We start from the raw sequence: 12,728 nt of genomic DNA, 5'->3' as shown, positions 1-12,728 counted from the left end.
CGGGTGTTACTGGCGGGGGGTGTCGGGCGGGTTGATCGGGATGTCGGTGGCCGCCTCGCCCGTGACGGGCGGTGAGAGCGACTCGGGGGCGGGTTGTGCTGCGGGTGCGGAAGCCGGCACTTCTGGCGACGTGGCGGGGGCGGCCGGCGCGGGCGCGGCGGCGACAGGGGCCGAGGCGGGTACCGCCGGTGTCGATGCGGTCAGCGCCGGCGGCAGCGCGGCGGCCGCGCTGGCGGGCTTGTTGGCGCGGATCTGGTGGCCAGTATCGGTCGGCAGGCGCTTGCCGGACGGTAGTCCGCTCACCGCGCCGGGGCGACGCGGCACCTTCTCGGCTGCCGCCAGTTCCTTTTTCTGCGCCTCGGGAAGCTGTTGGTAACGGTCCCACGCATCGGCCTTCTTCTCGGCCGGCACCGTGCGGGTGATCTGGTAGTTCTCGCGCGCCACGCGGCGCTGCTGGGGCGTCATCTTGACCCATTCGGCCATCCGTTCCTGCAGCCGGGCCTGTTCCTCGGGCTTCAGCGACGGGTAGCGGTCGGCAATGCGCTRCCACTTGCGGCGGTTCAGCTCGGGAATGGTGTCCCAGAGCGGGCGCAGCGGGGCGAGGATCTGCTGGTGCGCCGGGGTCAGTTCGACCCACGTCGGATGGACATGGAACACGGGCGGCGCCGAGGCGCCCGCGCGGACCTCGTGGGCTTCGGCCGCCTGCGTCAGCTCGCCCGTGGCCAGCACGGCCACGGCGCCAAGGCTGGCGCACAGCGCGGTGAATCGGGCCAGCCGGCGCGGGGTGACGGCGGAGCGGAAGTGAGCGCGCGCCATCCTATTGATCGCGGTCGTGCTTGAGGAACACGTGGAAGCCCTGGTCGGCATAGGCCGTGGGCGGCAGGTCGTCGAGCAGCATGGCGGCGTCCACATCGGCGAGCTCTTCCACGCGCTTCTGCTGCTGCCACTGGTAGATGCCAGTCACGCCGGCGACCAGCGCCACCAGCGTCCAGAGCAGGGCAAGCCGGCGCAGCCAGGCGCCAGCGCGGTGCAGCGGCGAGCCGTCGTCATCGTCGAAGATGGCGCCATGGCTGCCGGGCAGGGCGAATTGCGGCACCGTGGCCGGTGCCTCGGCTTTCTTTGCGGCCAGCGCCATGCGCCGCGCGGCGGCGAGCCGTTCGGCAATGTCCGCCGGCACGGCATCCGCCGAGGCATCGAGTGCCGAGCGGATCTCGCGGGCGAAGCGGCGTTCCTGTATATCTCGTTGGTTTCGGCTCATAGTCGGACCCCCCGTGCGCGCAAGGCCTGCGCCAGTGTGTGCGTTGCACGGGAACAGTGCGTCTTGACGCTGCCTTCCGAGCAGCCCATCGCGGCTGCCGTCTCGGCCACATCCATATCCTCCCAGTAACGCATCAGGAAAGCTTCGCGTTGACGCGTGGGCAGACGCTGGATTTCCTGCTCGATGATGTGCATGACCTGTGCCCGCTCGACCTTGTCGGCGCTGCTTTCCGCGGATTCTGACCCGGCCTGGGCCTCGAGAGTTTCCAGCAGGTCGTTGTCATCGCCTTCGCGGTCGTCGCGCAGGTTCGAGAACAGCGTTACCCACGTGTTGCGTACTTTCTGGCGGCGGAAGTAGTCGTGGATCGTATTCTGCAGGATGCGCTGGAATAACGGCGCCAGTTCGGCGGCATGCTTGTCGCCGTACTTTTCGGCCAGCTTGATCATGGCGTCCTGCACGATGTCCAGCGCGGCTTCGTCATCCCGCACGGCGAATACGGCCTGCTTGAAGGCACGGCGTTCCACGCTGGAGAGAAAGTCTGAGAGTTCCTGGTCGGTGGCCATGCAGGCAGGAATGTGCCGCGAAAGTCGCGCGGCGGGTCGCAAATGTCTGCGATGCTAGCAAAAAACAGCCGGCTTGGGCGATGCTGTATTGGTTTGCAGACAATATGCCGGAGGGGTCGCTTGCGGCCGTTGGACCATCGTGGTGCACGTGCAAAAAAGTCTCCGGCAGGCCATAGACCACACTGGTGCATTGCAGTATCATCATCGGTTCACGACATCAGTGGTTGTCTCATCAGACCGCTTATAAGGCGGTCTCTTCATGCAGACGCGCACCGCTTGAACCCGAGCCACAAGCCCGGCAGAGAGCATCCAAACAATTTTTTGCCGAAAATTGCAAAGGACTGAAATGAACATGCCCAGCGCGGAGTTCTCCCACGCAGACAGCAATTCATCTGCCGCACCCGAAATGATCGGTGCGGAAATTCTCTGTCACGCACTCGCCGAAGAAGGCGTCGAATACGTCTGGGGCTACCCCGGCGGCGCGGTGCTGTACATCTACGACGAGCTCCACAAGCAAAAGAAGTTCGAGCACATCCTGGTGCGCCACGAGCAGGCTGCGGTCCATGCCGCGGATGGCTACGCGCGCGCCACGGGCAAGGTCGGCGTCGCCCTGGTGACTTCCGGCCCGGGCGTGACCAATGCCGTGACCGGCATCGCCACCGCCTACCTGGACTCGATCCCGATGGTGGTGATCACCGGCAACGTGCCGACCCATGCCATCGGCCAGGATGCCTTCCAGGAATGCGACACCGTCGGCATCACGCGCCCGATCGTCAAGCACAACTTCCTCGTGAAGGACGTGCGCGATCTCGCCGCGACGATCAAGAAGGCGTTCTTCATCGCTGCCACCGGCCGTCCCGGCCCCGTGGTGGTCGATATTCCGAAGGATGTCTCCCGGAATGCGTGCAAGTACGAGTACCCGAAGTCGATCGACATGCGCTCGTACAACCCCGTGAACAAGGGGCACTCGGGTCAGATCCGCAAGGCCGTGGCGCTGCTGCAGGGCGCCGAGCGTCCGTATATCTATACGGGCGGCGGCGTGGTGCTGGCCAATGCCAGCGAGGAGCTGCGCCAGCTGGCCGCCATCACGGGCCATCCGGTCACCAACACGCTGATGGGCCTGGGCGCGTTCCCGGGCACGCACAAGCAGTTCCTCGGCATGCTCGGCATGCACGGGACGTATGAAGCCAACATGGCCATGCAGAACTGCGACGTGCTGATCGCCATCGGCGCCCGTTTCGACGACCGCGTGATCGGCAACCCGGCGCACTTCACCGCGCAGGCACGCAAGATCATCCATATCGATATCGACCCCTCGTCGATCTCGAAGCGCGTGAAGGTCGACATCCCCATCGTCGGCAACGTCAAGGACGTGCTCCAGGAACTGATCGCCCAGCTGCAGGCCAGCGACGTGAAGCCCAAGCGCGAGGCCCTGGCCAAGTGGTGGGACCAGATCGAGCAATGGCGTTCGGTGGACTGCCTCAAGTACGACCGCAACAGCGAGATCATCAAGCCGCAGTACGTGGTGGAAAAGATCTGGGAACTGACCAAGGGCGACGCATTCATTTGCTCCGACGTGGGCCAGCACCAGATGTGGGCCGCGCAGTTCTACAAGTTCAACGAGCCGCGCCGCTGGATCAACTCCGGCGGCCTGGGCACGATGGGCGTGGGCCTGCCGTACGCGATGGGCATCAAGAAGGCGTTCCCGGACAAGGAAGTGGTCACGATCACGGGCGAAGGCTCGATCCAGATGTGCATCCAGGAACTGTCCACCTGCCTCCAGTACGACACCCCGGTCAAGATCTGCTCGCTGAACAACGGCTACCTGGGCATGGTGCGCCAGTGGCAGGAGATCGAGTACGACAACCGCTACTCGCACTCCTACATGACCGCGCTGCCTGACTTCGTCAAGCTGGCCGAGGCCTTCGGCCACGTGGGTATCCGCGTGGAGAAGACGGCCGACGTCGAGCCGGCGCTGCGCGAGGCGTTCCGCCTCAAGGACCGCACCGTGTTCCTGGACTTCCAGACCGACCCCACGGAAAACGTGTGGCCGATGGTCCAGGCCGGCAAGGGCATCTCCGAAATGCTGCTCGGCGCGGAGGACCTGTAATGCGACACATCATTTCGGTCCTGCTGGAAAACGAACCTGGCGCGCTGTCGCGCGTAGTGGGGCTGTTCTCGGCGCGCGGCTACAACATCGAGACGCTCACGGTGGCCCCCACCGAGGATGCGTCGCTGTCGCGGATGACCATCGTCACTACCGGCTCGGATGACGTGATCGAACAGATCACCAAGCACCTGAACCGCCTGGTGGAAGTGGTCAAGGTGGTGGACCTGACGGAAGGCGCGCACATCGAGCGCGAGCTGATGCTCGTGAAGGTGCGCGCGGTGGGCAAGGAGCGCGAGGAAATGAAGCGCACCGCCGACATCTTCCGGGGCCGCATCATCGACGTGACCGAGAAGACGTACACCATCGAGCTGACCGGCAACGGCGGCAAGCTGGATGCGTTCCTCGATGCCATCGACCGCACCGCGATCCTGGAAACCGTCCGTACGGGCGGCTCCGGCATCGGCCGCGGCGAACGCATCCTGAAGGTCTGACCGGCGCACCCGGCAGCGGCCACAAGCCAACCGCAGTATCCCCGGCGGCGCGACGCGTGAATCGGAACCAACGCCCGCGCCACGCCGCCACCCCTTACACGCAGACTTAGAAAATCGAAGGAATCATCATGAAAGTGTTTTACGACAAGGACGCCGACCTCTCCCTGATCAAGGGCAAGAACGTCACCATCATCGGCTACGGCTCGCAAGGCCACGCCCACGCACTGAACCTGAAGGACTCGGGCGTGAACGTGACGGTCGGTCTGCGCAAGAGCGGCGCGTCGTGGAACAAGGCCGTCAACGCCGGCCTGCAGGTCAAGGAAGTGGGCGAGGCTGTCAAGAACGCCGACGTGGTCATGATCCTGCTGCCGGACGAGCAGATCGCCGACGTGTACAAGAACGAAGTACACGACAACATCAAGGAAGGCGCCGCGCTGGCCTTCGCGCACGGCTTCAACGTGCACTACGGCGCCGTGATCCCGCGTGCCGACCTGGACGTGATCATGATCGCCCCGAAGGCCCCGGGCCACACGGTGCGCTCGACGTACTCGCAGGGTGGCGGCGTGCCGCACCTGATCGCCGTGCATCAGAACAAGTCCGGCGCCGCCCGTGACATCGCGCTGTCGTACGCCACCGCCAACGGCGGCGGCCGTGCCGGCATCATCGAGACCAACTTCCGCGAAGAAACCGAAACCGACCTGTTCGGCGAGCAGGCCGTGCTGTGCGGCGGTACCGTCGAGCTGATCAAGGCTGGCTTCGAGACGCTGGTGGAAGCCGGCTACGCGCCGGAAATGGCCTACTTCGAGTGCCTGCACGAGCTGAAGCTGATCGTCGACCTGATCTACGAAGGCGGCATCGCCAACATGAACTACTCGATCTCGAACAACGCCGAATATGGCGAATACGTCACCGGCCCGCGCGTCGTGACGGAAGAGACCAAGAAGGCCATGAAGCAGTGCCTGACGGACATCCAGACCGGCGAGTACGCCAAGAGCTTCCTGCTCGAGAACAAGGCCGGCGCCCCGACCCTGATCTCGCGCCGTCGCCTGACGTCCGAGCATCAGATCGAGGAAGTGGGTGCCAAGCTGCGCGCGATGATGCCGTGGATTGCCAAGAACAAGCTGGTCGACCAGTCGAAGAACTAAGCTGACGACAGCTGGCAGGGCGGGGCCCCCGGGGCCCGCCGCCCTCGGCCGTCCAGCCCGCCGCCGGCCCCGCGCAGTGTTGCGTGAGGCATTTTGGCGGAGGCTGGACGGCTTTTTGTTATCCTTGTCGGACTTTATTCGGGCGCTGGCTCGAATCTTTCTTATTATTCGCGGCGATACCCCTACAAAGCCCCGACGGCGGCCAGTCCATGGCGCCGACCCGGCACGGCGTATCGTTTCTACCTGAACTTCAGACCAAGTCTTGCATGAACTATCCTCATCCGCTGATCGCCCGTGAAGGCTGGCCATTCCTGGCCGGCGCATTCGTCATCTCGCTGCTGGTGCATGTCAGCGCAGGTTTCTGGTGGGCACTGCCGCTGTGGATTCTCACGATCTTCGTGCTCCAGTTCTTCCGCGATCCGCCCCGGCCGATTCCGTCGGCGCCCAACGCGGTGCTGGCTCCCGCCGACGGCCGCATCGTCGTGGTGGAGAAGACCCAGGACCCGTACGCCGGGCGCGAGGCGCTCAAGATCAGCGTGTTCATGAACGTGTTCAACGTGCATTCGAACCGCGTTTCGGTGGATGGCAAGGTCGAGAAGCTCGAATACTTCCCGGGCAAGTTCGTCAATGCCGATCTGGACAAGGCGTCGGTGGAGAACGAGCGCAACGCTATCGTGATCCGCCGCGCGCAGGACGGCAAGGTGGTCACGCTGGTCCAGGTGGCCGGGCTGGTGGCACGCCGGATCCTGTGCTACACCAAAGTGGGCGACACGCTCTCGCGTGGCCAGCGTTACGGCTTCATCCGCTTCGGCTCCCGCGTGGACGTGTACCTGCCCGTCGATGCGCGCCCGCGCGTGACGATTGGCGAGAAGGTGTCCGCCTCGTCGACCGTGCTGGCCGAACTGGACGTGCAGGGCGCGCAGCAGTAAGCCGCCGCCGTCCACACTGATAGGAGAGGCTGGCATGGGTGCCTTTAATCGACGGAACAAGCGCGTCAGCATCGGCAACGTGACGCATCTGCGACCGTTCCGCCGCAACCAGTTGCGCAACGACCCCGGCTACGACGAGGCCGAGGAAGGGCCCGACATCGAGTACGTGCGCCCGCGCCGGCGCGGCATCTACCTGCTGCCCAACGCGTTCACCACCGCCGCGCTGTTCGCCGGCTTCTACGCCATCGTGGCGGCGATGAACGGCCACTTCGACTCGGCCGCCATCGCCATCTTCGCGGCCATGGTGCTGGACGGCATGGATGGCCGCGTGGCGCGCATCACCAACACGCAGAGCGCATTCGGCGAGCAGTACGACTCGCTCTCGGACATGACCTCGTTCGGCGTGGCGCCGGCGCTGGTCATGTACACCTGGATCCTGCGCGATCTCGGCAAATGGGGCTGGATCGCCGCGTTCGTCTACTGCACCTGCGCAGCGCTGCGCCTGGCGCGCTTCAACGCCAATATCGGCGTGGTGGACAAGCGCTTCTTCCAGGGGCTGCCCAGCCCGGCCGCGGCGGCGCTGGTGGCCGGCTTCGTCTGGCTGGTCATCGACAACAAGCTGCCGGTCAGGGAGCTGTGGATGCCGTGGGTCGCCTTTGCGATCACGCTCTATGCGGGCCTGTCGATGGTCTCCAACGCGCCGTTCTACAGCGGCAAGGCGCTGGACGTGCGCTACCGCGTGCCCTTCGGCATGATGGTGCTCGTACTGGTGCTGTTCGTGGTGGTTTCCACCGATCCGCCGGTGGCGCTGTTCGGGCTGTTCGTGGCCTACGCGGTGTCGGGCTACCTGCTGTGGGCCTGGCGCGCGCTGCATGGCGAGCCGGGCGGGGTACGCAAGGCACGCGCCGGCGGACCCGACGGGCTCGGCGGCGGTAACTAGCAAGCATGGCAGCAGGGCGTCTTCGGGCGCCCTGTGTCGTTTCAGCGGTATCCCAATCCGCATCACGCGGGTCGCGTTACGTTCCACTCACCGTCAGGAGAATGTCATGGGCATGTTTGACTTCATCAAGGAAGCGGGCGAAAAGCTGTTCGGCAAGGGCGAGGCCAAGGCTGCGCAGGAAGCGGCCAAGGCGGACGCCTCGGCAGAGAAGGTGGAGGCCGCCAACCGCGCCGCCGGCGACGCCATCGAGGCCTACATCAAGCAAATGGGGCTCGACGCCACCGGGCTGATGGTCCAGGTGGACGGCTCGCAGGGCAAGGCGACGGTGTTCGGCGTGGCGCCGGACCAGGCCACCCGGGAGAAGATCATCCTCTGTGCCGGCAATGTGGAAGGCGTGGAGTCGGTGGAGGACAAGATGTCCGTCAACGTGGAGTCCACCGAATCGCAATGGCATACCGTGGTCAAGGGCGACACGCTCTGGGCCATCGCCCAGGCGGCCTACGGCAACGGCGCCGAGTACAACAAGATCTTCGAAGCGAACAAGCCGATGCTTTCGCACCCGGACAAGATCTATCCGGGTCAGAAGCTGCGGATTCCGCCGAAGGGCTGAAACCGGCCCGGGTCAGCCCGCCTTGCACGCGCGCGCCAAACCGGATATAGTCCCCGACATGATTTCGCGCCAGTCCCTACTCGCCCGCACCACCCTAGGTGGCCTACTAGGCCATCGGGTCGGGACGCGCGCGCGCTGAGGGACGCTATCGCCCTAGCGCGGAATCACCAGGAATTTTCCTAGTTTTCAAACGCCCCGGCCTGCAACCATGCACGCCGGGGCGTTTTGCATTCGATGTTCGAGACTGCGGCGCCCGGCAGCACGAAGGACGGGACGGCACGGCACACAACAAGGTACAGCCCAGGAGCTCCACAAAATGTCTGACAAACTCATCATTTTCGATACCACCTTGCGTGATGGCGAGCAGTCGCCCGGCGCCTCGATGACCCGCGAAGAGAAGATTCGCATCGCGCGCCAGCTGGAACGCCTGAGGGTCGATGTGATCGAGGCCGGCTTTGCGGCCAGCTCCAATGGTGACTTCGAAGCCATCCGCTCGATCGCCCAGGTGGTCAAGGATTCGACGATCTGCTCGCTGGCCCGCGCCAACGACAAGGACATCGCCCGCGCGGCGGAAGCGCTCAAGCCCGCCAACTCGTTCCGGATCCACACGTTCATCGCCACCTCGGTGCTGCACATGGAGAAGAAGCTGCGCATGACGCCGGACCAGGTGTACGAACAGGCGCGCCTGGCCGTGCGCTTCGCGCGCCAGTTCACCGACGACATCGAATTTTCGCCCGAAGACGGCAGCCGTTCGGACATGGACTTCCTCTGCCGCGTGCTCGAGGGCGTGATTGCCGAAGGCGCGACCACGATCAACCTGCCCGATACGGTTGGCTACGCGGTGCCGGAAGGCTACGCGGACCTGATTCGCTCGGTGCGCGAGCGCATCCCCAACTCGGACAAGGCGGTGTGGTCCGTGCACTGCCATAACGACCTGGGCATGGCCGTGGCCAACTCGCTGGCCGCCGTGAAGCTGGGCGGCGCGCGGCAGATCGAGTGCACGATCAACGGCCTCGGCGAGCGGGCCGGCAACACGAGCCTGGAAGAGGTGGTGATGGCCGTGAAGACGCGCCGCGACTACTTCAACATGGACGTGAACATCGACACCACGCAGATCGTGCCGGCCTCCAAGCTGGTCTCGCAGATCACCGGTTTCGTGGTGCAGCCGAACAAGGCCGTGGTGGGCGCCAACGCCTTCGCGCACGCCTCCGGCATCCATCAGGACGGCGTGCTCAAGGCACGTGACACCTACGAGATCATGCGCGCGGAGGATGTGGGCTGGACCGCCAACAAGATCGTGCTCGGCAAGCTCTCGGGCCGCAATGCGTTCAAGCAGCGCCTGCAGGAGCTGGGCATCGAACTGGAGAGCGAGAGCGAGGTCAACGCCGCCTTCGGCCGCTTCAAGGAACTGGCCGACCAGAAGGCCGAGATCTTCGACGAAGACATCATGGCCATCGTTTCGGATGAGGCGCACGACGTGAACGAGCACTACCGCTTCGTGTCGCTGTCGCAGCGCTCCGAGACCGGAGAGCGCCCGCATGCGCGCGTGGTATTCAATATGGATGGCAGCGAGCAGACCGGCGAAGCCGAGGGCAATGGCCCCGTCGACGCCACCATGCATGCCATCGAAGGCAAGGTCAACAGCGGCGCGGAACTGGTGCTGTACTCGGTGAACGCCATCACCACCGGCACGCAGGCGCAGGGCGAAGTGACCGTGCGGCTGTCGAAGGCCGGCCGCATCGTCAACGGCGTGGGCACCGATCCGGACATCGTCGCGGCGTCGGCCAAGGCCTACCTGGCCGCGCTGAACAAGCTGCACGACAAGGCCGTACAGAAGATCAACCCGCAGATCTGATCCCCGATCCGCGTGCCGGCGCCCGGGGGCCCACAAGGCCCCCGCGACCATCAGCCGCCCGTCAGTCGCCTATCCCGCGACGACGGGCGGTTTTTCGTTGGATGACGATGTCTCGCAATCGATACGGGCTACTGGCGATCGGAGCGGTCGTACAGTGGATCGGGCGTGATCTGGGTCTGGCGCAGCACGCCGGCGTCATCGAAGTAGAAATTGAACAGCGAGTACCACTGGTCTTCGTGACGGAAGCGGTAGCTCCACACCTCGCGTTTCATCAACGGAAAGTACTGGTTTGGCTCACGCGGGGCACCGAAGTGCTCCAGCACGTCTTTCTTGGTCCAGACATTGACCTGCGCCTTGTACAGTTCCGGCGTCCGGAGCATCTGGCGGAAATTCGTCAGATTGCCATTCTTGTCGAAGTCGGCGGCGTACGATTCCTGGCCTAGCGGCTGTTTGGAATAGAACCAGCGCACGGTGCCGTCGTCGAGCTTATAGATGTCGGTGGGCTTGCCGAAGGTGGCCATCACGGCGCTCTCGGGCTGGCCGACAAGTTTCAGGCCGGTATCCACCGGGGCCAGGGCGGTACAAGCGCTGAGCAGGGCCGCGCCCAGGCCCAGGACCACGGTCTGGGCCAGCCGGCGGCCAGCGTATCGGAGGGGGGAGATCATGGGAATTTCTCGCCTGGCAATCGTACGAATGCTGGAAGTGTAGTCCGCTCAGGCGCTGGTGTGCATCGAACGCTGCTTTTTTGGTGGGATTGCGGCCACCGGCCCCCCTGCCGTACCATCCACGCCTTCGTTGTGCGATGTAGAAGAGGAGTGAGGATGTCCGGTGCGGAAAAGGGGTGGCGGCGCGGCCCGTGGCGTGCATGGCTGGCGGCGACGCTGCTGTGTCTGGCGGGGAGCGGCCATGCCCAGGGCGAGGCTGGCGCGCCGATCCGGCTGGGCATGATCGAAGGGCTCTCCGGCCCGTTCGCCAACGCCGGGGACGCCGTGGTGCGCAACCTGCGCATCGCCATCGACCGCGTCAACGCGCGCGGCGGCGTGAAGACCGCCGAGGGCGCCCGTCCGCTGGAACTGGTCACGTTCGACAGCAAAGGCAATGTCGATGAAAGCCTGATCCAGTTCCGCGCGCTGGTGGACAAGCGCATCCCCTTCGTTTTGCAGGGCAACAGTTCGGCCGTGGCCGGGGCGCTGGTGGCGGCGATCAATCGCCACAATATGCGCCAGCCGGAGGCGCGCGTGCTGTTCCTCAACTACTCGGCCGTCGATCCGGCGCTGACCAACGAGAATTGCAGTTTCTGGCATTTCCGCTTCGACGCGAGTTCGGACATGCGCATGCAGGCGCTGACGGAGGCGATTCGCGGCGAACACACCGTCCGCAAGGTCTACCTGATCGACCAGGACTACAGCTTCGGGCACCAGGTGGCGAAGTCGGCACGTGAGATGCTGGCGGCAAAGCGGCCGGACATCCAGATTGTGGGCGACGAATTCCACCCGATCGGCAAGATCAAGGACTTCGCGCCGTACATCGCCAAGATCAAGGCCAGTGGGGCTGACGCGGTGATCACCGGCAACTGGGGCAACGACCTGACGCTGATGGTCAAGGCCGCGCGCGAGGGCGGGCTGGGCGCCCGCTTCTATACGTTCTACGGCAACGGACTTGGCGCGCCGGCGGCGATGGGCGATGCCGGCGTGGGCCGCGTGCTGGCGGTGGCCGAATGGCACCCGAACGTGGGCGGCGCGGCGTCCGACGCCTTCTACCAGGCATTCCGCACCCGCTACCCCGAGCCGCGCGACGACTACGTGCACCTGCGCATGCAGATGATGGTGGAAATGCTGGCGCGGGCCATCACCCAGGCCGGCTCCACGGATGCCGTCAAGGTGGCGCTGGCGCTCGAGAACATGCGCTTCACCAACGATTTCCACGACGCCACCGTGCGCGCGGACGACCACCAGGTGCTGCAGCCGCTCTATGTCTCGGTCATGGCGAAGCGGGGCGGGGATGTGCGCTTCGACAACGAAGGGTCCGGCTACGGCTTCCGTACGGTGAAGAAGCTCAAGACCGCCCAGACAACCCTGCCCACCACGTGCCGCATGGAGCGCCCGGCGAGCTGATCGGGCAGGCCGCGCGGACGGATTTCGCCCCGCCGGCAAATTCGGCTATAATCCGCGGCTGTCGTGCAAGGACCCCTGCGCACGGCGCATGCCTCAGTCCATACCAGGCTTCAAGGCACGACGCAGGTGGCGCATCCCGCGCTGCAGCGTTCGCAAGTGAAAGGAAATCATCATGGCAATCGCCAACAAGTCCGAAGTTATCAAGCAGTTCGCGCGCGGCACCAACGACACGGGTAGCCCCGAAGTTCAGGTCGCCCTGCTGACCACCCGCATCAACGAACTGACCCCCCACTTCAAGGCCAACATGAAGGATCACCACAGCCGCCGCGGTCTGCTGCGCATGGTGAGCCGTCGTCGCCGCCTGCTGGACTACCTCAAGGCCAGCGACGCTGACCGTTACCGCGCCCTGATCGAAAAGCTGGGCCTGCGTAAGTAAGGTCTGTGGATGGCAGCACGAATCCTGCACAAGTTGTTCCTGCACGATTTCACGTGAGGCCGCGATGCCTGCGTCAGCTCTGCTGAGGCAGGCATTTTGCTTTTCTGGTCCGGCGGCCTCCCCGCCGGGCTGGCATTGATTGTGATGTTTGCTTCACTAAGTCGTCCTGGCCAAGCAGCCCGGGCGCCCGTTGCGCCAAGACGTGTAACGGAGTAAGTTACCTCGCTCTTTATATTGCTCTGTGACCGGAGCCGGCCAAGGAACCGGGGTTTTGTGT

The 12,728-nt window shown here is 64.9% G+C and carries 13 protein-coding genes; 9 read left to right on the top strand and 4 right to left on the bottom strand.

The annotated features are described in order from the left end of the window. Window positions 1-6 precede the first annotated feature (6 nt). From AB4120_RS21520 to AB4120_RS21510, 3 genes are read right to left on the bottom strand one after another with little or no spacing between them, the layout of a single operon-like run. A complete protein-coding gene (locus tag AB4120_RS21520) occupies window positions 7-816 on the bottom strand; it encodes a DUF3106 domain-containing protein (RefSeq protein ID WP_441642817.1) in 810 nt (269 codons plus the stop codon). 1 nt (window position 817) lies between these two features. Continuing rightward, a complete protein-coding gene (locus AB4120_RS21515; protein ID WP_149136423.1) occupies window positions 818-1,258 on the bottom strand; it encodes a DUF3619 family protein in 441 nt (146 codons plus the stop codon). Next, the gene (locus tag AB4120_RS21510) at window positions 1,255-1,821 is read right to left on the bottom strand and encodes an RNA polymerase sigma factor (protein WP_092292361.1); all 567 of its coding nucleotides are present in this window, start codon (window positions 1,819-1,821) and stop codon (window positions 1,255-1,257) included. Before AB4120_RS21510 ends, AB4120_RS21515 begins: the two co-directional genes overlap by 4 nt. A gap of 346 nt (window positions 1,822-2,167) precedes the next feature. On the opposite strand from AB4120_RS21510, the gene AB4120_RS21505 reads away from it, so the two are divergent. The 7 genes from AB4120_RS21505 (at window position 2,168) to AB4120_RS21475 (ending at window position 9,901) form a co-directional block, all read left to right on the top strand. Beyond that, the gene (locus AB4120_RS21505; protein WP_149136422.1) at window positions 2,168-3,931 is read left to right on the top strand and encodes an acetolactate synthase 3 catalytic subunit; all 1,764 of its coding nucleotides are present in this window, start codon (window positions 2,168-2,170) and stop codon (window positions 3,929-3,931) included. After that, entirely contained in the window at window positions 3,931-4,422 is a 492-nt protein-coding gene (ilvN, locus tag AB4120_RS21500; RefSeq protein WP_008643328.1) for an acetolactate synthase small subunit, read from the top strand. Before AB4120_RS21505 ends, ilvN begins: the two co-directional genes overlap by 1 nt. A 128-nt stretch (window positions 4,423-4,550) precedes the next feature. Further along, the gene (gene ilvC / locus AB4120_RS21495; protein ID WP_144201584.1) at window positions 4,551-5,567 is read left to right on the top strand and encodes a ketol-acid reductoisomerase; all 1,017 of its coding nucleotides are present in this window, start codon (window positions 4,551-4,553) and stop codon (window positions 5,565-5,567) included. Between the two features lie 266 nt (window positions 5,568-5,833). Continuing rightward, entirely contained in the window at window positions 5,834-6,496 is a 663-nt protein-coding gene (locus tag AB4120_RS21490) for a phosphatidylserine decarboxylase (protein ID WP_144201582.1), read from the top strand. A 34-nt stretch (window positions 6,497-6,530) separates the two neighbouring features. After that, window positions 6,531-7,436 (top strand): CDP-diacylglycerol--serine O-phosphatidyltransferase, encoded by a 906-nt coding sequence (gene pssA, locus AB4120_RS21485; protein ID WP_144201580.1) that lies wholly within the window; start codon window positions 6,531-6,533, stop codon window positions 7,434-7,436. A gap of 106 nt (window positions 7,437-7,542) precedes the next feature. Further along, window positions 7,543-8,046 carry a peptidoglycan-binding protein LysM gene (lysM, locus tag AB4120_RS21480; RefSeq protein ID WP_149136421.1) on the top strand — a complete coding sequence of 168 codons (504 nt, stop codon included), beginning with the start codon at window positions 7,543-7,545 and terminating at the stop codon, window positions 8,044-8,046. A 316-nt stretch (window positions 8,047-8,362) separates the two neighbouring features. Continuing rightward, window positions 8,363-9,901: a 2-isopropylmalate synthase gene (locus AB4120_RS21475; RefSeq protein WP_149136420.1), complete on the top strand. Its 1,539-nt coding sequence runs from the start codon at window positions 8,363-8,365 to the stop codon at window positions 9,899-9,901. 128 nt (window positions 9,902-10,029) lie between these two features. Here AB4120_RS21475 and AB4120_RS21470 read toward each other — a convergent pair whose 3' ends face one another. Continuing rightward, the gene (locus AB4120_RS21470; RefSeq protein ID WP_149136419.1) at window positions 10,030-10,566 is read right to left on the bottom strand and encodes a hypothetical protein; all 537 of its coding nucleotides are present in this window, start codon (window positions 10,564-10,566) and stop codon (window positions 10,030-10,032) included. A gap of 156 nt (window positions 10,567-10,722) precedes the next feature. Between AB4120_RS21470 and AB4120_RS21465 the strand changes: the two genes are divergently transcribed. Then, window positions 10,723-12,015, top strand: a complete 1,293-nt coding sequence (locus tag AB4120_RS21465) for a branched-chain amino acid ABC transporter substrate-binding protein (protein WP_149136418.1) — start codon at window positions 10,723-10,725, stop codon at window positions 12,013-12,015. A gap of 172 nt (window positions 12,016-12,187) precedes the next feature. Continuing rightward, window positions 12,188-12,451 (top strand): 30S ribosomal protein S15, encoded by a 264-nt coding sequence (rpsO, locus tag AB4120_RS21460; protein WP_144201571.1) that lies wholly within the window; start codon window positions 12,188-12,190, stop codon window positions 12,449-12,451. Window positions 12,452-12,728: the final 277 nt, after the last annotated feature.

Origin of the sequence: Cupriavidus sp. 2KB_3 (assembly GCF_052115685.1) — a bacterium.
Lineage (GTDB): Bacteria > Pseudomonadota > Gammaproteobacteria > Burkholderiales > Burkholderiaceae > Cupriavidus > Cupriavidus campinensis.
This window is presented reverse-complemented; position numbering and strand designations above follow the sequence as displayed.